Below are 23,046 nucleotides of genomic sequence, written 5' to 3'. Positions count from 1 at the left end.
TGCGCCATGGCTGGCCGATTGCGATAGATGGCGGGCCTGTATTGCAGCCAATTGAGACTGCGTACCGCGAGGGTTTGAGCGCAGAGACGCTGCTGGTTTCTGCCAGCCGCGCGGCGACTCTCAAGCTCGCGAATCAGCGTGATGCCGCGATCCCGGGCGAGCCGGTGTTGCTGCACGGTGCAGACGTGTTTACCCACACCAAAGCGGTCGCGGTGGCAGACCCGGCAAGCGATCTTGCCAACCCGCTGATGGGTCCATTTAAGGCGTTGCCGCTTGATTGGGCGGACGCGGCGCGGGCAGCGCTAGAGCTGGCGCGGATTGCGGGGATATTGCCCGCCTTTATGGTCGCGCCGAGCCACGCCGAGCCGCCGGTCGCGGTTACGCTTGAAGAAATCGCTGCGCAGGCCGACCCCGCGCATTTGCTCATCGCCAGCCGAGCGCGCTTGCCAGTGACGGCAAGCCAAGACGCGCAAATCATCGCCTTTCGCAGCCCCTCCGACACGCGCGAGCATGTCGCGCTAGTTATCGGGGAGCGCAGCGCAGAGCATACGCCGCTGGTGCGCCTACATTCTGAATGCCTCACCGGCGATGTGCTGGGCAGCCTCAAATGCGATTGCGGGCCTCAGCTTGATGCGGCGCTACATGCGATGGCCGAGGCAGCCGAGGATGGCGGCTGGGGCGTGCTGCTGTACATGCGGCAAGAGGGTCGCGGCATTGGTCTCGTAAACAAGCTGCGCGCCTATCAGCTTCAAGATCAGGGCTTTGATACAGTAGATGCCAACACGCGGCTTGGCCTGCCCGATGAGGCGCGCGATTTCGGTACCGCTGCACGCATGCTGGGGCTGCTGAAAGTGGAGCAGATCCAGCTCATGACGAACAATCCGGCCAAGGTTGAGGCGCTTAGCGCGCAGGGCGTGACTATTACCGAGCGTGTGCCGCATGCCTTGCCCGATAATCCGCATAACGCGCGCTATCTCGCGACCAAGCGCGACCGCTCTGGCCACCTCTTGCCATGACGGCCGTAACTCTGCGTCCAGAACAGCCGGGCGATGAAGCCGTAATCCATGCCCTAACCGAGGAAGCCTTCGCGCCCATGCCATTTAGCGAGGGCGATGAGCCTGATCTGATCGACGCCCTGCGCGCAGATGGCGATCTGACCCTGTCGTTAGTCGCGGAGGATTCCAGCGGGATCATTGGTCATATCGCCTTTTCCCCGCTGAGGATCGCTGACGGAACACAAGATTGGTACGGGCTTGGGCCTGTATCCGTGACTCCCAAACTGCAGCGAACGGGGATTGGTGGCATGCTTATCAACCGCGGAATTGCCGACATGCGAACGCGCGGCGCCAAGGGCATCGCGCTGCTTGGAAGCAATGAATATTACCCGCGTTTTGGCTTTGAGCATGATCCGGAGTTGACCTATCCGGGCCCTCCGCCGGAGTTCTTTCAGCGGCTCATCCTCGAAGGAGACGCGCCCAAGGGCATAGTGCGCTTTGCCCCCGCATTTGAGGCGAACAGCGCGAACTAAAGACGAGCATTAAGAGCCTGTCCAACTAGAGTCTCGCCAAGGGACTTTCCGTCAAAAACATCCTTAACGCGCTGGTAAGATATAGCGATTTCGGGCCAAACCTCTTGTGTAACGACGGGAGTTGTTCCCGCCGTACAGCGGAGAGTATGCGATGTTCCGACCAGTTTTTGTTCCAGCGCTTGGTCTTGCTCTTGGCCTGACAGCTATCTCAGCGCCGATGGTCCACGCTGAAACTCTCGATACCCCAACCGCAGAGCAAGTCAGCATCCTGCTGGAAAGCGGCGACGATGCTCGCGCCTTTGCCCAAGCCAAGGCTGGTGCAAACGCGCAAAACGCCGAGCTGACTGGCTATCTTGGTTGGTTTTACGACAATGGCCGACATGTCGATGCTGACCCCGTCCAAGCCGCCGCGCTTTACCGCCAAGCTGCCGATCTGGGCGATGCTTATTCGCAGTGGCGCATTGCGGTGATGATCGATGAGGGCGAAACTGAGGGCACGCTGGACGAAGCAATCACATTCCTGCGCAAAGCCGCTGGCCAGAAAAACTCAGGCGCTATGGTGAGCCTTGCGGTGATGCATGCCAATGGCCGCGGCGTCACTCAGGATCACATTGCCGCGCTGCGCTATTATCAGGCGGCAGCGCGCCTTGGCCACGCTCAAGGCCTGCTGGGCATTGGTATTCAGCACGCCAATGGCGAAGGGGTGGAGCGCGACCTTCGCCAAGCGATTGCGCATTGGATTGTCGCCGCTGCGCAAGGCGAAAAGACTGCGGATGCGCTGCTGGGCAAGCATATCGAAACAGTCTCGCAGGATGAGGCGCTGGCCGCATTCCAGCAGGCGGACGTATTGGCGCAGAAATATGGGGTCGCAATCCGTTTTGAACTTGCAGAGAGTGATGTTGCCGCGGGCGGGACATAATCGGTCGATGTAGCCCGCCGATCACAGGCCACCTGTTACCACGGTTTTACAAATTTGCCCTTGGCCAGCAACGCTCTGTCAGCCTATTGCTCGAATCGGATGTTCGGCAAGCCGCCGGATGGTTAGGGGAGTAACTCATATGAAAGTTCGTATCGCATTGGCTGCGTGTTCAGCCCTCGCATTGGCCGCTTGCGGCAGCGCGGAAGACGCGTCTACCGAAGCCGAAGCCGACACCGTAGAGATTCCAGCAAATGACGCGCTAGAAGGCGTGGATGCTGACGCGGTTGCTGATGAAGGCGCTGCTATGGAAGACGCCAGCGCAATGGAGGAAGGCGGTGAGCCAAGCGCAGCTGAGCAAGCTCAGATCGAAGAAGCTGGTGACGATGCCGCGGCTGCTGCATCCGACGTAATGGACGCGATTGAAGGCGAAGCTGAAGGCGCTGCCAATGATCTGCTTGATCAAGCTGTTGAAGCCGGTGAAGATGCTGCAACTGAGGCGCTTGGCCAATAATGAGCAGTCAGTAAATCACATGATTTTGCGAAAGGGCGGCGGGCTATTACGGTCTGGCCGCCCTTTTGTATTGGGAATAGCATGTGCCATTTCGGCCTGTAGCGCCGCTGATGAGCCTCCCGGCCCCGATCCAATTACGCCTGACGAAGCAAGAGCGCTTGAAGAAGCAGCCGAAATGCTCGACACCCGTCCAACCGCTGAGAACACTCTGGCAGAAAATCCGCCAGAGACGAGGACACCAGGATCAGCGGAGTGAGAGGATACAAGGCCATGAGCGCAGCCGGCATGGACGCCGATACATTCGAACAATTCATCGAGCAGCTTGATCGCTATGTGCGCGAGCGACTGATCCCGGCAGAGCCGGAGGTAATCGCGGATGATAAAATTCCCGATGATATCGTCGCAGAGATGAAAGAGATGGGCCTGTTCGGCCTGTCCGTGCCCGAAGAATATGGCGGCGCAGGCCTGAACACCACGCAGTATGCGCGCACCGTGCGTTCGATGAGCTACGCCGCGCCCGCCTTCCGCTCAATCTTCTCGATCAATGTCGGCATGTTCAATTCCGCGATTAAGAACGGCGCGACCGAGGCGCAAAAGGCCGAATGGTGGCCGCGCATTGCAGCCGGTGAGATTGCGTGCTTCGGCCTAACAGAACCTGGCTCCGGCTCTGACAGCGCCGCGATGCAAACCATGGCGACGCCCGATCCCGACGGCAATGGCTGGATCCTCAATGGCACCAAGCGGTACATCACCAATGCGCCGCATGCGAATGTCGCGCTGATCATGGCGCGGACCGAGAAAGAGGCGCTGCCCAAAAACGCGCATGTCAGCGCCTTTATCGTGCCGATGGATACGCCGGGAATGTCGACCGGTAGCCCGGATGCAAAAATGGGCCAGGCAGGCAGCCATATCTCAGACGTCATGCTCGATGATGTCAAAGTACCGGGTGACGCATTGCTCGGCGGGGAAACCGGCAAGGGTTTTCGCTTTGCGATGATGAGCCTCGACAATGGCCGCATTTCCGTGGGTGCCGCAGCAACAGGCTATGCGCGCCGCGCGCTCGATAGCGCGCTGCGCTATGCCAATGAGCGCCAGGCTTTTGGCGAACCGATAGCCAATTTTCAGCTGATCCAGCAAATGCTCGCAGAAAGCGATACGGAGATTTACGCCGCAGAATCGATGATGGCTGATGTGACCGCGCGGGCTGACCGCGGCGAAAACGTGATCCGCAAAGCCGCCGCGTTCAAAGTTTTTGCCAGCGAGATGTGCGGCCGCGTAGTTGACCGCGTGGTGCAGATTTATGGCGGCGCGGGCTATCTCGCCGAATATGATGCGGAACGCTTCTTCCGCGATGCCCGCATCTACCGGATTTACGAGGGCACGACGCAGATTCTCTATCTGCAAATCGCCAAGCATATGCTGCGGGAATTTGAGGCGGCGTCTTAGTTTAGTTGGCCGTGCCCCCCACGCCCTCCACCCTTCCACCCGGAACCTACCGGGATACTATCCGGGTGGAAGGGCGGAGGGCGTGGGGGGCTGTGCTTCAAGCCTTTGACGGACGTCGAAGGCGCACCTAACAACAACTCCCATGTACAACCTCCTCTCAGATCTTTCGATCATCGAAGCCTCCAGCTTTGTCGCCTCGCCCACAGCTGGGCTCTATTGCGCACAGATGGGCGCAGAGGTCATTCGCGTCGATCACAAGGCAGGCGGGCTCGATTACGACCGCTACATGCTCACGCGTGAGGGACGCTCGCTCAGCTGGGAAAACCTTAACAGGGCGAAGAAATCGGTCGCGCTGGATTTGCGCAGCGGCGAGGGGCGCGAGCTGCTGGTCGAACTGACGCGGGCCACCGGACAAGTGATCACCAATTTGCCGGAGAAGAGCTTCCTCAGCCACGCCGCGATGAGTGAGGGCCGAGACGATCTGGTCTCGGTCCGCATTATGGGCTGGCATGATGGGCGTCAGGCGATGGATTTCACCGTCAACGCCGCCGCCGGATATCCGCTGATGTGCGGGCCTGAAGAGTGGCCAGAATCAATTGGCGCGAAGACCGCTCCGCCGGTCAATCAGGTTTTGCCCGCTTGGGATTTCATCACGGGCGCTTACGCCGCCTTTGCGATGCTTGCCGCGCTGCGTCACCGCGATGCGAGCGGCGAGGGAAGCGAAGTCCGCATCCCATTGGGCGATGTCGCGATTGGCACGCTAGCGAACTCCGGCGCTATGGCGGAAATGCTCTATCGCGGGGGCGACCGCGAGCGGCTGGGCAATGCGATCTGGGGCGCGTTTGGGCGCGATTTTCGCACCAAAGACGGCACGCGCTTTATGGTCGCAGCCCTCACAGCCAAGCAATGGGATGGCTTGGTTGAGGCATTCGGCCTGAGCACCGCAATCGCCCAGCTGGAAGCTGAACTTGGCGTGCGATTTGCCGATGGAGACACACCGCGTTTTGAACATCGCCACAAATTATTCGACCTCTTTCAGCGGGTTGCGGGCAGTCACGACTATGTCGCGCTGGAGGCGCGCATGGCAGCGAATGGCTGCACGTTTGAAAAATATCGCACGGCGCATGAGGCGGCGAATGATCCTGCGCTAGTCACGGACAATCCGCTCTTCGGGCCAGCGCCTGCCAACCCCAGCGGCTTTGACTATCCCGCCCCGCGCAGCTTCGCCAATATCCCCGAGCGCGAGTCCGGTGACCCTGCGCCAGCGCCTTATCTTGGCCAACATAGCGAAGAAATCTTGGCCGAACGGCTTGGTCTGTCATCGGGCGCAATTGGCAAGCTGGTTGATGCGGGCACCGTGGCACTTTCAGACAAGGATTAAGGCATGACACAGCTCAGAAGGGTCGCGATCTGCTCGCCCCTCCGCACGCCGGTTGGCAAATTTCTCGGCACGCTCGCGCCGATGGGCGCAGGCCAATTGGGTGCGGTGATCCTGAAAGCACTGATGGAACGCAGCGGCATAGATCCTACCCGCGTCGATGATGTCGTCTTCTCCCAAGGTTACGGTAATGCCGAAGCTCCTGCGATTGGGCGCTGGTCATGGCTCGCCGCAGATTTGCCCATCGAGGTGCCCGGCTATCAGCTAGACCGGCGCTGCGGATCCGGCCTGCAAGCGGTCGTGAATGCTGCGATGATGGTGCAGACGGGCGCTGCGGACTGCGTTGTCGCGGGCGGAGTGGAAAGCATGTCCAATGTCGAGCATTACACCACCGATGTGCGCGGAGGGGTGCGGATGGGCGATATGAAGCTGCATGACCGTCTCGCGCGAGGGCGCCTGATGAGCCAACCGATTGAGCGCTTTGGCATAATCTCCGGTATGATCGAAACGGCGGAAAACCTCGCGCAGGACTATGATATTTCGCGCGAGGAGGCCGACGAATTTGCTGTCCGCAGCCACCAAAACGCGAGCGCTGCATGGGAGGCCGGCAAGTTCGATGCGCAGCTCGTACCGGTAGAGGTGCCGCAGCGCCGCGGAGATCCCGTGCGGTTCGATCATGACGAGGGCTACCGCGCGGATGCCAGCATAGAAACGCTTGGGAAGCTTCGCGCGATTGAAGGCAAGACCAACCCCAACGCGATCGTAACCGCAGGCAATGCCAGCCAGCAGAATGACGCAGCAGCGGCATGCCTGGTGGTAGCGGAGGACAAAGTCGAGGAGCTTGGCCTCACGCCCATGCTGTGGTTCACTGGCTGGGCAGCGGCGGGATGTGATCCAAGCCGGATGGGCATTGGCCCCGTTCCCGCGGTGGAGCGCCTTTTTGCGCGAAGCGGCATGAGCTGGGATGATATCGACCTGATCGAACTGAATGAGGCCTTCGCGCCGCAAGCGCTGGCTGTGCTGAAAGGCTGGGGCTTTGCCGATGAGGACAGCCGCCGCGAGCTGGTGAACGTCAATGGCTCAGGGATTTCGCTAGGCCATCCGATTGGCGCGACAGGCCTGCGCATTTTGGCGGATATGGCGCATGAAATGCATCGGCGCGAGGCGCGCTATGGGCTGGAGACGATGTGCATTGGCGGCGGTCAGGGTATGGCAGCGGTGTTTGAGCGGGCCGCATAATGAGTACCGATTGGGATGCATGGATTGGGCGCGAGACACGCTCGGCCGATCGGCTGGATGAGGCACTGGCGATGCGATGGCTCGCAACGTTTGATCTTGATATGCCAAGCGATGCAGCAATGCCTCAAGGGATTCATCTCGCGCTGTGCACTCCCGATGCGGCCACGTCGCAACTTGGCACAGACGGCCATCCTGCTCGCGATAACAGCCCAGACAGTTTTCTGCCGCCAGTGCCTTTGCCGCGCCGCATGTGGGCCTCCAGCGCGATCGAGTTTCACGCACCGCTAAAGATTGGAGCAAAAATACAGCGCACCAGCCACATCGCTTCGATTACCGAAAAGTCAGGCGCTTCCGGCACGCTTGTATTCGTCAATGTTGAGCACGAGACCCGCGCCAATGATGCGCTGGCCGTGCGTGAGACGCAAACGCTGGTCTATCGCGAAGCGGCAGCAGCGGACGCGCCTTTATCGCCGCCACCCCTCGCGGGCGACACCGCATTTGATCCCTCAGAATGGCGCGCGCACCGCACGCTAACACCTGATCCGCGCCTGTTGTTTCGCTATTCAGCGCTGACCTTCAACACGCACCGCATCCATTACGATGCCCCATATGCTGAGGGCGAGGAACGTTATCGCGGGCTGGTGGTGCATGGCCCGCTGACTGCCTCGCTTCTGCTGCAACTGGCTGCGAGCGAATTGGGCGAGAATAGACCCAAGACATTCAGCTTTCGCGGGGTTTCACCAGCCATTGCCGATGAGTCCCTCCATCTCGTCATGCGCGACGCAGAAGGCGGCTATGAACTCGGTGCCTTCGCCGCTGACGGACGACAAGTCACGAAAGCCAGCGCAAGCGTCTAATCCAGCGGATAACCCCTGATCGGCTTCAGGACCTCGTAGGTCTCTTCCAAAGGCTCGGCCTCCAGATCGGGAAAATCAATCGTTGGCGGCTCCACATGGGTATCGGGCAGGCGGTCCAGCAGATCGCGCACAAGCGTCAATCGTCCCCGTTTCTGATCGTTAAAATCGACCAGCGTCCAAGGCGCATGCTCTGAATGGGTGGCGGCAAGCATCGCCTCGCGTGCGCGGGTATAGTCGTCATATTTGCCGCGCGCAGCCAGATCAATGGGCGAGAGCTTCCAGCGCTTGAGCGGGTCCTCCAGCCGCTCACGCAGCCGCTCTTCCTGATTTTCCTGATCGGTCGTCAGCCAATATTTGAACAGCAGGATACCGTCATCGACAAGCATCTTTTCAAAGGTTGGGACCTGCGCCAGAAACGCATCAACATCCCTCTGCGAGGTATAGCCCATCACCTGCTCAACGCCGGCGCGGTTATACCAGCTGCGATCAAACAGGATAATTTCGCCTGCGCTGGGCAGATGCGCAATATAGCGCTGAAAATACCACTGTGTTTGCTCATCCTCGCTAGGTTTGGATAAAGCAACCGTGCGACATTGGCGCGGGTTAAGCCGCCCGCCAACGGCCCGGATCGCGCCGCCCTTGCCCGCCGTATCGCGCCCCTCGAACAGCACCACGATCCGCGCCCCCGTGGTCCGCGCCCAGCGCGCCATGCCCACCAGCTCTTCTTCCAGCGGCTCCATCAGCGCCTCATATTCCTTGCGTTTTAGCTTTCCCAAGTCACACTCCTGATTTGCGTGGGCACGATTTGCACGCCCTTCCATTTGATGATAAAGTTACACATGAAACTATGGCGACTTTAGCAACACCTGAAACGGATTATGCCGTTCTGCCCGATTTGCCAGCGGATGTCTTTACTGCACCGCTGCAAAAGCCCGATCATGTCAGCGATGACTGGCTTGAACCTGCGCAAACCGACTATTCCAGCGACGACGACGCGATTTGGAACGATCTGTTCACGCGTCAGATGAAAGTACTGCCCGGGCGCGCAGCAAGCGCGTTTTTAGCGGGTCTTGAAAAGCTTGATCTGGGCAAAGGCGGCGTGCCGGACTTTGGCAAGATGAGCGAGGAGCTCGGCGCGCTCACCGGATGGAGCGTTGTGCCCGTGCCCATGCTGATCCCCGATCACGTGTTCTTTTGGCATCTCGCTAATCGCCGTTTCCCGGCCGGCAATTTCATCCGCACGCGCGAGACGTTTGACTACATTCAAGAGCCCGATGTGTTCCACGACGTGTTCGGCCATGTGCCCATGCTGACCGATCCGGTGTTCGCCGATTATATGCAAGAATATGGCCGCGCCGGGTGGAAAGCGATGCGCTATAACCGCCTGAAAGCTCTGGGTGCGCTCTATTGGTATACGGTCGAGTTTGGCCTGCTCGAGGAGGCGGACGGGATCAAAGCTTACGGCGCTGGTATCCTATCTGGCCCTACCGAAATCGTATTCGCAACCGAGGCGAAGAGCCCCAACCGCATCATGCTCAATGTCGACCGGGTCATGCGCACCGATTACGTCATCAGCGATTTGCAGCCGACCTACTTTGTTATTGAGAGTTTCGAAGATCTCTATCGGCAGACCGTCGAGCGCGATTTTGACCGACTTTACAATAATCTTCCGGCTGCCTTCACCTACGCCAATTCAGCCGTGATTGATGTCGACTATGTCGTGAACCGCGGCACACAGGAATATTTGCTGCGCGGCGGGAATGGTAGCGGCGCTTTACCTGTTTAGCCTCAAAAGTAACCAGGCACACGAAAGCTGCCGGCACGGCACGGTGAGCGACTAGCGAGCCGCAAGGCCAAAGGCCGCCCGCAGCGATGCGATCGTCAGATCGCGTGAGCGAGGGAAGCGAAGCTGAACGACCGAAGGGAGGACAAATCGCACCCCAGATGGGGCGCGGAAAACAAACTGCCCAAAAACAAACGGGCGCCGATCGCTCGACGCCCGCTCAATTTCACAAATGTGAAGCGCTTTATGAAAGCACGTGAAACTTACTCAGCTTCGGCTTCCATGGCTTCGCCGTCAGCTTCCATAGCTTCGCCTTCCATGGCTTCGCCTTCAGCTTCCATAGCTTCTTCGGCTTTTTCTTCCATGGCTTCGCCTTCACCTTCTGCGCCAGCGCAGCCCGCGAGAGCGAGACCAAGTGCGGTAACCGAAGCAAGTGCAATCTTTTTCATTTCCATATTCCCCTAATGAAGAGGCAAAAACCCCTAGCAAGCCATTTACCGCTTGATAAGACTCTTTATTCGGACCCTCATTTTGGCACTCACACGCCTCGCGCGGCGGCTTAAAACAGCGCCAGCAAAAGAGCACCCAGCGCCACCCGGTAAATCACAAAGACCAGCATCGATGCACGCTTCAAGAAGTTCATCAGAAACATCATCGTCGCCAGCGCGGCGAGGAATGTCATTACGCCAGTTACCAGTGCCTCCATCGCCAGGCCGCCGCCTGCCTCGAAAATCTCCGGCACAATCAACACGCCCGCCCCCGCCACAGCGGGGATCGACAAAAGGAAAGAGAAGCGCGCCGATTCCACTCGGCTATAGCCGAGGGCGCGGGCCGCAGTCATGGTGACGCCGGAACGGCTGGTGCCTGGAATGATCGCCAGCGCCTGTGCCAACCCAACGATCAGGCCATCGCGCCACGTCATATCCTCAAAGCTCTTCTCATCACGGCCGAAATAGTCCGCGATGCCGAGCAAGATGCCGTAGAAGATAAGGTTCACCGCAATCAGATCGGTAAAGCGGATCGACGCCATCAAATCATCATCAACGATGGTGACGCCGAAGACGCTGGTCGCAAGGCCATTGAACAGCCCCATCTTGATCGAGAGGCCGAAGACAACCGCCGGGATTGTCCCAAGAACAATCCACCAGAACAGCCGGCGTTCTGCCGGAGCGTTAGGGTTCTTCGCGCCGATCCCAACGCTCGCAAAGCCTCCGCGAGCAAGCACTAGAACATCCTTGAAAAAATAGACGATGATCGCGAGGAGCGAGCCGACATGCACCGCCACATCGATGAGCGGTCCCTGATCGGCAAACTCGGTCAGGTATGGAATCAGGATCAAGTGGCCTGACGAGGAAATCGGCAGGAACTCGGTAATCCCCTGAACAATCGCAATGATGAGCTGTTGGACAAATGTCATGGGCCGCGCTCTCTCTCGAAAGCACGGCCCAAGTCAATCACTGATTATTTGGTTTCGGCGAGGGGGCGCTCCCCCAACACTCTTACCAAATACGCACGCGCTCTTCTGGCGGCAGATACAGCGCGTGGTCCTTGTCCACGCCAAAGGCTTCATACCATGCGTCCATATTGCGGACGACGCCATTGGTGCGGAATTCCTCAAGGCTGTGCGGGCCAACACGGATGCGCTGACGCACGGTTTCCTCCCGTGTTTGCGAGCGCCAGACCTGCGCCCAAGCGAGGAAGAAGCGCTGATCGCCAGTGAAGCCATCAATCACAGGCACGTCCTGACCCTTGGTCGCGATTTTGTAAGCGCGGTAAGCAAGGCTCAGTCCGCCGACATCACCAATGTTCTCGCCCAGCGTCAGGCGGCCATTCAAACAGGTCTCGCCGTCGTCAAGCGGGCAATAGGTGTTGTATTGCGCCACCAGAGCATCACCCAATGCATCAAACGCGGCGCGGTCCTCATCGGTCCACCAATTGCGCAGCTTGCCCGTACCATCCGACTTAGAGCCCTGATCGTCGAAACCATGCCCGATTTCGTGGCCAATCACGCCGCCAATCGCGCCGTAATTGACAGCCGGGTCTGCGCTAATCCCAAAGAAAGGCTGTTGCAGGATCGCGGCAGGGAACACGATCTCATTCTTGGTCGGATTGTAATAGGCATTAACCGTCTGAGGCAGCATGAACCACTCGGTCCGATCAATCGGCTGACCCAGCTTGCTGACATTGTCCGCTGTCTGCCAACGCGCTGTCGACATTGTGTTGGCGAGCGGATCAGTAGCCGAAATTTCGAGGCCTTCATAAACCTCCAGATTATCGCGGTAGCCGATCTTGGGATCAAAGCTGTTGAGCTTGGCCCGCGCCTCGACTTTCGTTGCGTCCGTCATCCAGTCAATTTCCTCAATCGACTGCGCCATCGCGATCCGCAAATTCGCGACCAGTTCATCCATCGCAGCCTTGTTTTCCGGCGGGAAATAGCGCTCAACATAGCTCTTGCCGACTAGCTCACCCAGCGCACCTTCGGTCGCCGCAATTGCACGCTTCCACCGGGGTCGTTGCTCGGGCGTACCGCGCAAAGTTCTGCCGTAAAAATCAAAGCTAGCCTTGTCGAAACGCGTGGGCAAAACCGCCGCATGGTCAGAGAGGAATTCTTTGATAGTCCAGGCTTGCAAGGTTGCGAGCGGGGTCTCGTTGATCAGCTGGATCATGCCTGGAAAGCCTGAGCCAATCTTATCCAGCTGCTCCTGCGTCAGGCCAAGCTCTTCCGCGCGCTCATCGGACGGCGGGATGGTGCCAACCACGAATTTAGGCGAGGCCGCAAAGCCGATTTTCTCAAGCATCGCCTCGACGGGAAAATCGCCCGCGAAACCCTTCAAATCATCGATCGACAGTGCGTTATACGTGAGATCGCGGTTACGCTGAACCGTGCGGTCCCAGCTGACAGTGCGCGCAATTTTGGCCTCCAGCGCATACACCGCCAGCGCCGCACCCTCGGGATCGGCATAGCCCGCCTCACCCATCAAAAATGTCAGATAGTCGCGGTACTTGGCCTGGATTTCCTGACCCTTCTCGCTGGTGTCAGTGTAGTAATCACGGTCTGGCAGACCGAGTCCGCCAAAGCCCAAATATGCAACATATTGGTCCGGTTGCTTGGCATCGACATTCACGAACCCACCGAGCGGTGAGCCAATTCCAGGCTCAGCCCAAAGCATGGCCAGATCATCAAGCGAAGAGGCCGCGATGATGCGGCTTAGATATGCCTGCGCAGGCGCAAGTCCGGCGGCATCAATCGCGTCGGTATTGAGAAATGCATTGTAAGCGCCGACAATCCGCGTCTCGTCAGCCGTCAGGCTCGCGGCATCTTTCGCGGTCAGCTCATCGACCAGCGCCTTAACGTCATCAGTCGATTTCTCGCGCAGCAGATTGAACGCGCCGAACTGACTGAACTCTGGCGGAAGAGGATTGGCATCGAGCCATTTCTGGTTGGCAAATCCGAAAAAGTCATCGCCCGGATTGATGGTGTCGGAAAGATAGGCAGGATCAAAACCCCAAGTGCCAAAGCTCATGGTGGGCGTGCCGGGAGTGGCAGCGGATGCGGCCGCGGCACCCGCGCTCTCTTCCTCACTTATCAGCACATGTGCTTCGCCCGGCTCGTGCTCGTGCGCATGGTTTTGCGCGGCAGCGCCTGACGCTAAACACAGCGCGAGCGCGCTCGCCGAAGCGGTAAAAACAGATTTGATCATTGCAGTCTCCAAATATGCTCCCCACACGCACCCGCAGTGCGCACCTTGACAACGACCCTAGCTCACCAAGCCAAGGCGTGAAGTCGCTCGTCGGGCGCATATACGCACCCGTCGATTGTTACATATGTAATCAAGCGGTTTCGAGGCCGAATTGCAGCTTCGCCAGCCGCGCATACAGACCGCCCGCCGCAGTCAATGTCGCGTGATTGCCTTGTTCGACAATGCGTCCCTCATCCATCACCACGATCCGATCGGCAGCGCGAATAGTGGCCAGACGATGCGCAATCACCAGCGTCGTGCGAGTTTCCATCAGCCGGTCAAGCGCGGTTTGCACCAGACGCTCGCTCTCCGCATCGAGCGCGCTCGTCGCCTCATCGAGCAGCAGGATCGGCGCGTCACACAAGACCGCGCGCGCAATCGCTAGCCGTTGTTGCTGACCGCCCGAAAGCCGTGTGCCGTTCTCCCCCAGATAGGTGTCGAGGCCCTCTGGCAGCTTGCGCAGGAACTCAGCGGCATTGGCCGCCTCTGCTGCCTCCCAAATCGCCTCATCGCTCGCGCCCCAAGCGCCGTAACGCAAATTGTCACGCGCATCGGCGCTGAACAGCACGCCTTCTTGCGGTACAAAGGCAATTCGGCTGCGCACTTCAGCAGGATCAACGCTGGTGACGGGAACGCCGTCAAGCCGGATAGAGCCCGCTTGCGGGTCGTAAAAACGCTCCGCCAGCTGGAAAATAGTGGATTTGCCGGCGCCCGATGGCCCGACAATCGCGACCGTTTCGCCCAGCTCCACCTCGAGCGTAAAGTCCTTAAGTGCAGCAGGCTCAGGCCGGGTTGGATAGCGGAAAGTCACATTGCGGAAGGATAGGCCCCCACGCGCTGGCACCGGCAATGCCAGCGGCCTTTTGGGCAAGGCTATCGTAGGCTTTTCATTTAGCAACTCGCTCAGCCTGCTAGCCGCGCCTGCACCGCGCAGCAGATCACCGTAGACCTCGGTCAGCGCGCCAAATGAACCCGCAACCAACCCGCCCGTGAGCACAAATGCGGCAATCGTACCGCCAGAAATCGACCCTTCGGTCACAGCGATCGCGCCGCGCCACATCAGCAGCGTGATCGATCCAAAAATCAGCGTAATGATCACAGAAGTCATCGCAGCGCGAATGATGATGCGCCGCCGGGCCACCGTGAAAGTCTGCTCCACTGCTTCGCCAAAACGCTCGGTTTCGCGGGTCTCCTGATTAAAGCCCTGCACCACTTTCATAGCTGAGAGCACTTCGGTGACCATGGCGCCAATATCGGCAACACGGTCTTGGCTGGTCCGCGAGACTTTGCGCAAACGCCGCCCGAAAAGGGTTATCGGGATAACGATGACAGGTATCACCAGAAGGAGTCCCATGGTCAGCTGCGGTACGAGCCAGAACAGATAGGCCGTCCCGCCAATCGCCATGAGTGTATTGCGCAATGCCACCGAGACCGTGGTACCGACCACCTGCTCGATCAGCGTGGTATCGCTGGTCATCCGGCTCGAGATTTCCTTGGGGCTATTCTCCTCGTAAAAGCCCGGCGAAAGTCGCATAAGATTGCGGTGCACACGCAAGCGCACATCGGCAACGACGCGTTCGCCCAGCCAACTAACGAAATAGAACCGCATGGCCGTGCCCATGGCGAGCACTGCGACAATCAGAAACAAATAGCGGAACCAGCGCCCAATATTCTCCGGGTCACCGCCGCCTGAAAAACCGTTATCAATGATAAGCTTGAAACCAGCAGGAATTGCCAAAGTGGCTCCCGCCGTGACCAACAGAGCAACAATCGCCAGCGCAAGGTGCCCTGGATACTCGCGAGCCGCCTGCCAAACCATGATCAGCGGCCGCAAGGAGCGCTGCTTTGGCTCGTTTACGCCCTCGCCTGACTGGTCCATTGACTCGTCCTGCGACATTGGCGCCGTTTCGTGTTGAGTGTTCCCGTCCATGCCTTCAGCTGACTATTTGGCGTGTTTTGGAAATTCCACAAGAGCTTTAGAACAATCTGAGAAATTGTGCATTGCACAATTGGTTAAACCTCTCCATCTAGAGTGTGTAGGGAGGCGCCCGGAAGAGGCGCCCCCAAAGGACATATCGCAGGGGACACGCAATGCTATATCACGCTTATGAGCTGCAGCGCAGCTGGATGAATTCGGTCAGTTCGCTGGCGGCGATCAGTGCATCGGTCATGAGCAATTCAGCCAATCCGTTCGCGAAAATGGGCATGATGCCGATCGCTGCCAATGCACTGGACGTGCTGGCCCACGCGACCGCACCTTATGGCAAGCCCGCCTTTGGCATCACCGAGATTGACGTGGATGGCGCGCTTTACCCGGTGATTGAGGCCACTGTAATCAACCGGCCCTTTGGCGATCTAAAACGCTTCCGACTGGACGGCATTGATGATGCTGAGACGACCAAGCGCCCCAAGATTCTGATCGTCGCTCCGATGAGCGGCCACTATGCTACCCTATTGCGCGGCACGGTAGAGCGGATGCTGCAGAAGTTCGAAGTCTACATCACTGATTGGGCTGATGCAGCGACTGTCCCGCTGCACGAAGGTGACTTCGACCTCGACAGCTATATCGATTATCTGATCGAGTTTCTCGAATATATCGAGGGACAACAGCCCGGCCAGCGTCCGCATATGCTGGCCGTGTGCCAGCCGTCGGTTCCCGCCTTTGCCGCAACCGCGCTGCTTAACCAGCACAAATCACCCGCCGCCCCGGCCACGCTCACCATGATGGGCGGCCCGATTGATACGCGTGAGAGCCCAACCACGGTCAATGATCACGCTATGAACAAGCCGATTGAGTGGTTCCGCCAGTCGGTAATCACGACCGTACCGATGCGATATCGCGGTGCGGGGCGTAAGGTTTATCCTGGCTTCATGCAGCTTTCGGCGTTTATGAGCATGAACCTGCAAAGCCACATGATGAGCCATTACGAGATGTTCAAACACCTCACCTCAGGCGACGATGCGAGCGCGCAGGCGACCAAGGACTTCTACGATGAATATCGGGCCGTATGCGATATGACGGCGGAGTTTTATCTTCAGACAGTCGAGGAAGTGTTCCAGAAACACTCCATCCCGAACGGCACATTTGAGCATAAGGGCGAGGTGGTTGACCTATCTCAGATCAAAACCACTGCCCTGCTAGCGGTTGAGGGCGAACGCGACGATATCTCCGGGCTGGGCCAGACCAAGGCCGCGCTAAAACTCGCGACCGGCCTCCCTAAAACAAAGAAGCGCTATTACATGGCCGAAGGCGCAGGCCATTACGGCATCTTCAACGGCAGCCGCTGGCGGACAAAGGTCGCGCCTGTCGTCGAGGAATTTATTGAAGCGCATGGTTAGGTCGGCTTCGGCTCTGGGCAAAATCACTAGCGATTGTTCATCACCCGATTCTGGCGTAAATCGCCAGCGAGATGGACAGTTTGGATAGCATACGAGAGCAGCTTGAGGACAGAGGTTTAGTCAAGCTTGAGGGTTTAATTGAAGCCGACAGTGCGCGCGCGGCCTATGGCAGCGTCGTTAGTCTAGCCAAAGAACACAGCCTGTACGTCGACGGACAGTGGATCAAGTCAACAAGCCGCTTCGGCAGTGCTAAGCCATTTAGAAACGCACTTACCAAGCTGAGTAAGTCAGCGGGATTTCCCAAGCTCGTCGGCGACCACTTGGCCCCTATGATCGAGCAGCTGGTAGGGGATCCTGTGGCCCTTATGGCGCCGGGCCAACAAATCCTGTTCTCCCTACCGAGCGATCAGCGGTGGTCAATTCCAAGCGATGTGTGGCACACTGATCTACCCAAATTCGCAGAGCGCACCACACCCGGGCTACAGGCCTTCACGTTTCTCGACGACGTCGAACCGCAAGGCGGGGGAACGTTGGTCGTTGCGGGATCGCATCGTTTGCTGAACAAGTTCTCCAGCCTTTCGTCCAAGGAAGTGAAACAACATTTGCGAAGAGAAGAATTCTTCCAGATGCTCTTTGATTCTGACCGACCGGAGGTGACTGCGCCGCAAGACGCGACGGGGCGCATCGGTGATGTGGAATTGGAAGTAGTCGAGCTGACCGGAAGCGTGGGCGACCTTTATTTGATGGATTTGCGGGTGCTCCACACGCCTGCACCCAATAGTTCAGAGAAGGCCAGGTTTATGCCCACATGCCGCTTCCCCACCGCAGAGGTAGCGCTCAAACTGTCTGAGAAGAACTAGGGCAGCTCAGTAGAAGATAACTTTCACGAAGTGTCTTGCACATTCCCATCCCGGCTACCGCCCAGCACACGCTTGATCACCCGCCGCGCCACCAGAACCAGGCCAAACACCAACGCCAGCAGAACAAACGCAATGCCGGCCGCAAGATAGGGATACTCATACGTCGCATAGAGCAGCCCGGCAGTTGCGACATCCTCTGCAGTTGACACCGTTAAATTGCTGACCGGCTCTGGGCTCGCGTTGACCACGCCGCGAGCACCGGCCTTGCCCGCATGGGCGGCCAGGCTCGCCCCGCCGCCCAGCAAAAACGCGATCACCTGCATCGCCGGGTCGGACGGATCGACAATTGCCAGCGCCAGCAAAGCGCCGCCCACCGGGCGAACGAGCGTGTGGATCGCATCCCATGCGCTGTCGAGCCACATGACTTTATCGGCGAAGAACTCCGCAAGCGCCGCAAGCGCGGCAATGCCCATAACCCAAGGGTTGGCGAGTACATCGAGGCTGGCGAGATGTTCGGGGATCGGGATCGCGTCAAAGCGCATGGCCAGCCCCGTCGCAAATACGCACAAATAAAGCCGCCACCCGGCAAGCAGACTAACACTGCCAGCTATCCCGATAATTTCCATAATGCCCATAAGCAGAGCTTATGGCCTGTTTTACCGCGAAGAGCCAATATCCACTGGCTCCTCACGATAGACAAAGCAGGTCACGCCCTAAGAACGGGCCACATTATGCCGCCGGAGTGTCATCATCCTGGCGCGCTCTCCATTGCTGGAACGCGGCCTTTTCCTCCGAACAGCTTTCCAGGGCGAGCGCTTTGATCTGGTTCTCGCTGCTTTTGCCGGTGCGCGTATCAGACGCGAGCGTGAAGCACTGTGTATCATCGGCAACAGGACGGATGGTGCCATCCTCGCCAAAGCTGATTTGCTGCGCTTCGCTTTCATCGCAAGCAGCCAGAGAAATCTCGGTGCCTTCGACAGCCACGCAAACGTCATATTCAGGCATGAATAGCGTGTTTTGCTCGAACAGGCTTGCATCGAAAATCTGGTCAGTGCCAAGCGCGCCGTCCCGGCTGTAGCAAGTATGCCCCTGCAGGCCATTGGCCGGATCGACGTTTTCACGGCCGCCCGCAATATCTAGGCAATATTCGTTTGTGACCCCGTCAAGCTGATCCTTGGCTGCGATTTCAACCGCTTCGGCATTGGCGCTCTTTTCGGTTGGAGCAGTGTCCGCTTCTGGTGTTTCGCTGGTCTGTCCGCAGGCCGTCAGGGATAGGGCAGTGGCGGCTAGAAATAGGTTCCATCTCATGAGTGGATTCTCCTGTCGGAAATACATTCAATCCCGCCGAGAATGCGGCGCAGACAGTCTAACCCTAACAGTAAGTCTGCTGATTCCCATAGTGTCTATTCATCTTTTGGCCTCAGCCGCCGATGGATGCCTCCGCATCTTTGACTGTGCTCGCATAAGCTGGGGCCGGCGGGGCCGCTTGCAATTCCGTCTGGCTTGAAGCCAACGTCTCTTTGAATGAAAAGCGGCGCGGGATCGCTCCCACGCCGCCATACGATCTTCACTTTGATGACAAAGCCACCCACGCCCTCCACCCTTCCACCCGGATCGTAACCCGGAATGAAAATCCGGGTGGAAGGGTGGAGGGCGTGGGTGGCCGGGCAGCGATGAGGTCCGAAGGCCTCATCGCCTACCAAATCACAACACCTCAAACATGCCTGCTGCGCCCATACCGCCGCCGACACACATGGTGACGACAACATATTTCGCACCGCGGCGCTTGCCTTCGATCAGCGCGTGACCAACACAGCGTGCGCCCGTCATGCCGTATGGGTGGCCGATCGAGATCGAGCCGCCATTGACGTTGAGAATGTCGTTGTCGATGCCGAGCTTGTCGCGGCAGTAGAGGACTTGAACGGCAAACGCTTCATTGAGCTCCCACAGGCCCACTTCGTCCATTTTCACGCCGGTTTGCTTGAGCAGTTTCGGGATCGCGAAGACGGGGCCAATGCCCATCTCGTCAGGCTCTGTGCCCGCAACCGCCATGCCGACATAACGGCCCAGCGGCGCAAGACCCTTTTGCTCAGCCAGCTTGGCTTCCATGAGTACGCTGGCCGACGAACCATCGGACAGCTGCGAGGCGTTACCCGCTGTGATCACCTTATCCGGACCCATAACTGGGTTTAGGCTTTGCAGGCCTTCGAGCGTCGTAGTCGGACGGTTTCCTTCATCCTTCGTGAGCGTGTGCTCAACTTGGCTGACTTCGCCGGTCTCTTTGTCCTTCACCATCATCGTGGTAGTGACAGGCACGATCTCATCGTCAAACTTGCCAGCTTCCTGGCCAGCGGCGGTGCGCATTTGCGAGTTATACGCATATTCATCCTGCGCTTCGCGGCTGATGCCATAACGCGCAGCAACCGTTTCAGCCGTGCCGAGCATCGGCATGTAGACGTCTTTGTGCATCGCGATCAGCGAGGGATCGGGGGCGACGCGCATTTCCGGCGTCTGGACCAGCGAAATCGAGTCTTGGCCGCCGCCCACAACAATATCCATATTGTCGACAATGATCTGCTTTGCTGCGGTCGAAATCGCCATCAAGCCAGAGGAGCACTGACGGTCAATCGTCTGAGCGCCGACCGAAACCGGCAGGCCAGCCCGCAAGGCAGCATTGCGACCGATGTTACCGGCCTGTGTGCCTTGGGTCAGAACAGCGCCCCAGACAACATCATCAATTTCGGCGCCTTCAATACCGGCGCGTTCTACCGCTGGAGCGATAGAGGCGGCACCCAAAGTGGCGCCGGGTGTGGCATTAAAGCCGCCTTTATAGGCCCGGCCAATAGGGGTCCGGGCGGTGGATACGATTACTGCGTCGCGCATGGCGAACTCCTTAGAAAATTGTGTTCAGACTCGGCCCTGGGGAGGGGAATGGAGTTAAACGAAGAACTGAGTGATCCACTCGCACATCAGAGCGGGTTTCTCTTCACCTTCGATCTCGATGGTGATTTCTGCGGTTTGCTGCCACTGGCCCGGACGCTTCTCGATCATTTCGGCGAGCTTCCAGTGACCACGAATACGCTTGCCGACCCGGACCGGTGCGATGAAGCGGGTTTTGTTGCCGCCATAATTCACGCCCATCTTTACGCCCTCAATCTTGGGCATGTCGCTATTGGCGGACAAATACGGGATCATCGAAAGGGTCATAAAACCATGAACGATGGTGCCGCCAAACGGGGTCATCTTGGCTTTTTCTTCGTCGATATGGATGAACTGGTGGTCCCCTGTCGCATCAGCGAACATGTTGACCTTTTCTTGAGTCATTTCGACCCATTCACTGGTACCGATATTTTCGCCGACCTTTGCGGCCAGATCCTGCGGGGTCATACATCTCTCCTGAAACATGTGAAATTGATTGGGCTGGCGACTCCAGCCAAGTCTCGGCGTTACATGGCGCATCAACGCCGCGAGTGCAATGAGGTTTCCGTTAACGTCAACCTGCCGCTACGGCACGCTCGGTCAGGTGGCACCCAAGAGTAGCGTTAAAACGCTGTTTACCAAACCCTGTTAGCGATCAAGGCTGCTCAGGGGCTTTACCCTAACCGAGCATCAGACACTTCTTAAGCGGCGAGCAAAGCGCCGCACAAAGCAAGGCGAAGGAACCAAGTATGAGCGGGTCAAGCAGGGTACCCCCGATCAGCAGTCATCCGGCATTTTCCAAGGCGGTTGCGGTATGGTTTTCAGCGCTGTTTGGCCTGAGCCTTCTCGTCTTGCCGCATTTCGCCATTGAGGGCATGCTGGATGCCGTTGGCCTGCGCGGCGCGATCGCCTTCTTTGCTGCGCCTATATCAGTTGCCGCCCATCTGACGGTCTGTGTGTTTGGCGCCGTTGTAGGCGCCTTGGTTGGCCTTGCCATTGCCCGGCGTCTTGCTGGCCCGGCCGTGAGCGAGGAGGAGAACTTTGTAGGCACTGCGAGCGAACCGAGCATTGCTGAATCTGCAGAGCCGGAAGCTGCGTTGGTTCAGGCGCCAGTCGCGGAAACGCCAGTCGCTGAAACGCCAGTCTCCGAAGTGCAAACCGAACCGACACCCCCGCCAGTATCTGAAACGGCCGAGCCCGAAATTGCCGAAAAGACACCAGCTCCGTCAGCGGCGCGGGGCTCAATCGCCGATCGCTTGGCCTCACGCGTGCGCGCATCAGAAAATCTCGAGCCATCCATTAGCGATGACGTCGCCGCGCTGGCAGCTGGCAAGGAAGCACGCGAAGAAGCGCAAGAGGCTCAGCATACTCAAGCTGCAGAGTACGAACCCGTTGTGGAGCCTAGCTATCAAGCTACCGAGGCTGTCCTTGATGAGACCGTTAGTTCCGCTGAAACCTTGCTCGCCAAAATGCCAACGATTGAGCACGGCGATTCATGGCAGAGCGGGCAACATGCAGACACCTCGGCCAATGCTGATGAAGACGGGCAGGATGTTCTGAACGCTGCTGATCCGCTTCATGACTACGATCCTTTGGAAGATGACGCGACATCAATCGACGCGGAAGAGTTCGAAGTACAAGAGGTCGAGAGCTTCCTTGAAGAGAGCTTGATCGAGGATGAGCCAAGCGACGATGTTAGTCTCGAGGCCCCTACTGCCGTCGAAACTGATGAAATGCAGAGCGCATATTACGGTTTTGAAGGTGCCCCCGAGGAGGCTCCTAATCAAGTAGCTCCGGCAATGTCTGCTGGGCCTGAGCTAGTCCAAGAGGCACCGCCAGAATTCGCAGCTGAGCCGACAGACGAGCTCATGCACGAGACAAGAATTGCACCGGAACCATTGGTTGAGGAAACATCGGTTGAAAGCGACACTGAAACCGCCGAAGCTGAAGCACCTGAACCGGACCCTTTCGAAGCTAATACCTCTGAGGCCCCCAAACCAGAAACAGGACGCAAGCCGGACCTCGGTCAAATGCTTGCACGCCTAGAAGGCGCGATTGGCAGCTTTGAAACTGCGGACGAAACCCCGCAAGAACCTGAGAGTGAAGGCGACACTGGCGGATCACGCGATGACGATCCAGTGGTGATCAACCTGCGTCAGGAGGCGGCTAGTAGCGGCGCAGAAGGGATCACAACAAGCGCACAGGACGACACCGAAGAAGACCCGGAAGAGAGCTTGCGCAAGGCTCTAGATCGTTTGACTCAGGTCAGCGGCACCGCCTGATCGTGCACCAAAGCGCTGCGCTGCTCGCTTGAACAATTCGGGCTCACATCGAAGTCATCTGCGCAATTAGCCCAGACCCCAACTTCATTCGGGTGAAATTTTCCTACGCCGTTCGCAGTTGCAAAATCGCCTCGCGGTCGGCAATAGAGTCCCTCACGACATTTTAGTAGCGCTGCGACTGGCGCCAGTTCCAGTCCAGGCCCTAAGGGTCGATTTACTCCTGCATTGAAGCTGTTTGAGACGGC

General features: G+C 58.4%; 22 protein-coding genes. 13 read left to right on the top strand and 9 right to left on the bottom strand.

All coding sequences use genetic code 11. The annotated features are described in order from the left end of the window. Nucleotides 1-41: 41 nt before the first annotated feature. The 9 genes from ribA to ACFCXQ_RS04130 all read left to right on the top strand — a co-directional run bounded on the left by ribA (nucleotide 42) and on the right by ACFCXQ_RS04130 (nucleotide 7,878). Complete coding sequence (gene ribA, locus ACFCXQ_RS04170) at nucleotides 42-1,016, top strand: GTP cyclohydrolase II (protein ID WP_379553373.1); 975 nt, start codon at nucleotides 42-44, stop codon at nucleotides 1,014-1,016. Then, nucleotides 1,013-1,528: a GNAT family N-acetyltransferase gene (locus ACFCXQ_RS04165; RefSeq protein WP_379553371.1), complete on the top strand. Its 516-nt coding sequence runs from the start codon at nucleotides 1,013-1,015 to the stop codon at nucleotides 1,526-1,528. The genes ribA and ACFCXQ_RS04165 overlap by 4 nt, the downstream gene beginning before the upstream one ends. 151 nt (nucleotides 1,529-1,679) lie before the next feature. Next, nucleotides 1,680-2,447: a tetratricopeptide repeat protein gene (locus ACFCXQ_RS04160; protein ID WP_379553369.1), complete on the top strand. Its 768-nt coding sequence runs from the start codon at nucleotides 1,680-1,682 to the stop codon at nucleotides 2,445-2,447. A 139-nt stretch (nucleotides 2,448-2,586) separates the two neighbouring features. After that, nucleotides 2,587-2,958, top strand: coding sequence for a hypothetical protein (locus ACFCXQ_RS04155; RefSeq protein ID WP_379553367.1), 372 nt, complete (start codon nucleotides 2,587-2,589; stop codon nucleotides 2,956-2,958). 19 nt (nucleotides 2,959-2,977) lie between these two features. Next, the gene (locus ACFCXQ_RS04150) at nucleotides 2,978-3,214 is read left to right on the top strand and encodes a hypothetical protein (RefSeq protein WP_379553365.1); all 237 of its coding nucleotides are present in this window, start codon (nucleotides 2,978-2,980) and stop codon (nucleotides 3,212-3,214) included. A 14-nt stretch (nucleotides 3,215-3,228) separates the two neighbouring features. After that, nucleotides 3,229-4,404, top strand: a complete 1,176-nt coding sequence (locus tag ACFCXQ_RS04145; protein WP_379553363.1) for an acyl-CoA dehydrogenase family protein — start codon at nucleotides 3,229-3,231, stop codon at nucleotides 4,402-4,404. Between the two features lie 142 nt (nucleotides 4,405-4,546). Beyond that, the gene (locus ACFCXQ_RS04140) at nucleotides 4,547-5,785 is read left to right on the top strand and encodes a CoA transferase (protein WP_379553361.1); all 1,239 of its coding nucleotides are present in this window, start codon (nucleotides 4,547-4,549) and stop codon (nucleotides 5,783-5,785) included. Nucleotides 5,786-5,788: 3 nt separating this feature from the next. Then, nucleotides 5,789-7,021, top strand: coding sequence for an acetyl-CoA C-acetyltransferase (locus ACFCXQ_RS04135; RefSeq protein ID WP_379553359.1), 1,233 nt, complete (start codon nucleotides 5,789-5,791; stop codon nucleotides 7,019-7,021). Further along, nucleotides 7,021-7,878 (top strand): FAS1-like dehydratase domain-containing protein, encoded by an 858-nt coding sequence (locus ACFCXQ_RS04130; RefSeq protein ID WP_379553357.1) that lies wholly within the window; start codon nucleotides 7,021-7,023, stop codon nucleotides 7,876-7,878. The genes ACFCXQ_RS04135 and ACFCXQ_RS04130 overlap by 1 nt, the downstream gene beginning before the upstream one ends. On the opposite strand, the gene ppk2 is transcribed toward ACFCXQ_RS04130, so the two are convergent. Beyond that, nucleotides 7,875-8,699 (bottom strand): polyphosphate kinase 2, encoded by an 825-nt coding sequence (ppk2, locus tag ACFCXQ_RS04125; protein ID WP_379553355.1) that lies wholly within the window; start codon nucleotides 8,697-8,699, stop codon nucleotides 7,875-7,877. The two genes, ACFCXQ_RS04130 and ppk2, sit on opposite strands and share 4 nt — an antisense overlap. Nucleotides 8,700-8,725: 26 nt before the next feature. Here ppk2 and phhA point away from each other — a divergent pair, with 26 nt between their 5' ends. Further along, a complete protein-coding gene (gene phhA, locus ACFCXQ_RS04120; protein ID WP_379553353.1) occupies nucleotides 8,726-9,664 on the top strand; it encodes a phenylalanine 4-monooxygenase in 939 nt (312 codons plus the stop codon). 260 nt (nucleotides 9,665-9,924) lie between these two features. Here the strand turns inward: phhA and ACFCXQ_RS04115 are convergent, their stop codons facing one another. From ACFCXQ_RS04115 to ACFCXQ_RS04100, 4 genes are all read right to left on the bottom strand, one after another. Further along, nucleotides 9,925-10,110, bottom strand: coding sequence for a hypothetical protein (locus ACFCXQ_RS04115; protein WP_379553351.1), 186 nt, complete (start codon nucleotides 10,108-10,110; stop codon nucleotides 9,925-9,927). A gap of 110 nt (nucleotides 10,111-10,220) precedes the next feature. After that, nucleotides 10,221-11,078, bottom strand: coding sequence for an undecaprenyl-diphosphate phosphatase (locus ACFCXQ_RS04110; protein WP_379553349.1), 858 nt, complete (start codon nucleotides 11,076-11,078; stop codon nucleotides 10,221-10,223). Between the two features lie 82 nt (nucleotides 11,079-11,160). Beyond that, nucleotides 11,161-13,362, bottom strand: a complete 2,202-nt coding sequence (locus ACFCXQ_RS04105; protein WP_379553348.1) for a M13 family metallopeptidase — start codon at nucleotides 13,360-13,362, stop codon at nucleotides 11,161-11,163. Between the two features lie 130 nt (nucleotides 13,363-13,492). After that, the gene (locus ACFCXQ_RS04100; protein ID WP_379553346.1) at nucleotides 13,493-15,280 is read right to left on the bottom strand and encodes an ABC transporter transmembrane domain-containing protein; all 1,788 of its coding nucleotides are present in this window, start codon (nucleotides 15,278-15,280) and stop codon (nucleotides 13,493-13,495) included. 212 nt (nucleotides 15,281-15,492) lie between these two features. Between ACFCXQ_RS04100 and ACFCXQ_RS04095 the strand changes: the two genes are divergently transcribed. Together ACFCXQ_RS04095 and ACFCXQ_RS04090 are read left to right on the top strand one after the other, a co-directional pair. Then, complete coding sequence (locus ACFCXQ_RS04095) at nucleotides 15,493-16,740, top strand: polyhydroxyalkanoate depolymerase (RefSeq protein WP_379553345.1); 1,248 nt, start codon at nucleotides 15,493-15,495, stop codon at nucleotides 16,738-16,740. A 71-nt stretch (nucleotides 16,741-16,811) separates the two neighbouring features. Further along, nucleotides 16,812-17,600: a phytanoyl-CoA dioxygenase family protein gene (locus ACFCXQ_RS04090; protein WP_379553343.1), complete on the top strand. Its 789-nt coding sequence runs from the start codon at nucleotides 16,812-16,814 to the stop codon at nucleotides 17,598-17,600. A gap of 23 nt (nucleotides 17,601-17,623) precedes the next feature. Here the strand turns inward: ACFCXQ_RS04090 and ACFCXQ_RS04085 are convergent, their stop codons facing one another. The 4 genes from ACFCXQ_RS04085 to ACFCXQ_RS04070 form a co-directional block, all read right to left on the bottom strand. Then, the gene (locus tag ACFCXQ_RS04085; RefSeq protein ID WP_379553341.1) at nucleotides 17,624-18,235 is read right to left on the bottom strand and encodes a DUF4126 domain-containing protein; all 612 of its coding nucleotides are present in this window, start codon (nucleotides 18,233-18,235) and stop codon (nucleotides 17,624-17,626) included. 94 nt (nucleotides 18,236-18,329) lie between these two features. Beyond that, on the bottom strand, nucleotides 18,330-18,908 hold the full coding sequence (locus ACFCXQ_RS04080) for a ricin-type beta-trefoil lectin domain protein (protein WP_379553339.1): 579 nt from the start codon (nucleotides 18,906-18,908) through the stop codon (nucleotides 18,330-18,332). 396 nt (nucleotides 18,909-19,304) lie between these two features. Then, nucleotides 19,305-20,483, bottom strand: a complete 1,179-nt coding sequence (locus ACFCXQ_RS04075) for an acetyl-CoA C-acyltransferase (protein ID WP_379553337.1) — start codon at nucleotides 20,481-20,483, stop codon at nucleotides 19,305-19,307. A gap of 54 nt (nucleotides 20,484-20,537) precedes the next feature. Further along, nucleotides 20,538-20,987, bottom strand: a complete 450-nt coding sequence (locus ACFCXQ_RS04070) for a MaoC family dehydratase (protein ID WP_379553335.1) — start codon at nucleotides 20,985-20,987, stop codon at nucleotides 20,538-20,540. A gap of 281 nt (nucleotides 20,988-21,268) precedes the next feature. Here ACFCXQ_RS04070 and ACFCXQ_RS04065 point away from each other — a divergent pair, with 281 nt between their 5' ends. Beyond that, nucleotides 21,269-22,801 (top strand): hypothetical protein, encoded by a 1,533-nt coding sequence (locus ACFCXQ_RS04065; protein WP_379553333.1) that lies wholly within the window; start codon nucleotides 21,269-21,271, stop codon nucleotides 22,799-22,801. Nucleotides 22,802-23,046 lie beyond the last annotated feature (245 nt).

The organism is Qipengyuania rhodophyticola (genome assembly GCF_042493225.1).
In the GTDB taxonomy this organism is placed as follows: Bacteria; Pseudomonadota; Alphaproteobacteria; order Sphingomonadales; family Sphingomonadaceae; genus Erythrobacter.
This window is presented reverse-complemented; position numbering and strand designations above follow the sequence as displayed.

What these genes read in the sequence shown, in the direction of transcription:
- ACFCXQ_RS04165 (WP_379553371.1), top strand. Translation starts at nt 1,013, where the DNA reads ATGACGGCCGTAACTCTGCGTCCAGAACAGCCGGGCGATGAAGCCGTA.
- ACFCXQ_RS04160 (WP_379553369.1), top strand. Translation starts at nt 1,680, where the DNA reads ATGTTCCGACCAGTTTTTGTTCCAGCGCTTGGTCTTGCTCTTGGCCTG.
- ACFCXQ_RS04155 (WP_379553367.1), top strand. Translation starts at nt 2,587, where the DNA reads ATGAAAGTTCGTATCGCATTGGCTGCGTGTTCAGCCCTCGCATTGGCC.
- ACFCXQ_RS04150 (WP_379553365.1), top strand. Translation starts at nt 2,978, where the DNA reads ATGATTTTGCGAAAGGGCGGCGGGCTATTACGGTCTGGCCGCCCTTTT.
- ACFCXQ_RS04145 (WP_379553363.1), top strand. Translation starts at nt 3,229, where the DNA reads ATGAGCGCAGCCGGCATGGACGCCGATACATTCGAACAATTCATCGAG.
- ACFCXQ_RS04140 (WP_379553361.1), top strand. Translation starts at nt 4,547, where the DNA reads ATGTACAACCTCCTCTCAGATCTTTCGATCATCGAAGCCTCCAGCTTT.
- ACFCXQ_RS04135 (WP_379553359.1), top strand. Translation starts at nt 5,789, where the DNA reads ATGACACAGCTCAGAAGGGTCGCGATCTGCTCGCCCCTCCGCACGCCG.
- ACFCXQ_RS04130 (WP_379553357.1), top strand. Translation starts at nt 7,021, where the DNA reads ATGAGTACCGATTGGGATGCATGGATTGGGCGCGAGACACGCTCGGCC.
- ppk2 (WP_379553355.1), bottom strand. Translation starts at nt 8,699, where the DNA reads ATGGAAGGGCGTGCAAATCGTGCCCACGCAAATCAGGAGTGTGACTTG.
- phhA (WP_379553353.1), top strand. Translation starts at nt 8,726, where the DNA reads ATGGCGACTTTAGCAACACCTGAAACGGATTATGCCGTTCTGCCCGAT.
- ACFCXQ_RS04115 (WP_379553351.1), bottom strand. Translation starts at nt 10,110, where the DNA reads ATGAAAAAGATTGCACTTGCTTCGGTTACCGCACTTGGTCTCGCTCTC.
- ACFCXQ_RS04110 (WP_379553349.1), bottom strand. Translation starts at nt 11,078, where the DNA reads ATGACATTTGTCCAACAGCTCATCATTGCGATTGTTCAGGGGATTACC.
- ACFCXQ_RS04105 (WP_379553348.1), bottom strand. Translation starts at nt 13,362, where the DNA reads ATGATCAAATCTGTTTTTACCGCTTCGGCGAGCGCGCTCGCGCTGTGT.
- ACFCXQ_RS04100 (WP_379553346.1), bottom strand. Translation starts at nt 15,280, where the DNA reads ATGGACCAGTCAGGCGAGGGCGTAAACGAGCCAAAGCAGCGCTCCTTG.
- ACFCXQ_RS04095 (WP_379553345.1), top strand. Translation starts at nt 15,493, where the DNA reads ATGCTATATCACGCTTATGAGCTGCAGCGCAGCTGGATGAATTCGGTC.
- ACFCXQ_RS04090 (WP_379553343.1), top strand. Translation starts at nt 16,812, where the DNA reads ATGGACAGTTTGGATAGCATACGAGAGCAGCTTGAGGACAGAGGTTTA.
- ACFCXQ_RS04085 (WP_379553341.1), bottom strand. Translation starts at nt 18,235, where the DNA reads ATGGGCATTATGGAAATTATCGGGATAGCTGGCAGTGTTAGTCTGCTT.
- ACFCXQ_RS04080 (WP_379553339.1), bottom strand. Translation starts at nt 18,908, where the DNA reads ATGAGATGGAACCTATTTCTAGCCGCCACTGCCCTATCCCTGACGGCC.
- ACFCXQ_RS04075 (WP_379553337.1), bottom strand. Translation starts at nt 20,483, where the DNA reads ATGCGCGACGCAGTAATCGTATCCACCGCCCGGACCCCTATTGGCCGG.
- ACFCXQ_RS04070 (WP_379553335.1), bottom strand. Translation starts at nt 20,987, where the DNA reads ATGACCCCGCAGGATCTGGCCGCAAAGGTCGGCGAAAATATCGGTACC.
- ACFCXQ_RS04065 (WP_379553333.1), top strand. Translation starts at nt 21,269, where the DNA reads ATGAGCGGGTCAAGCAGGGTACCCCCGATCAGCAGTCATCCGGCATTT.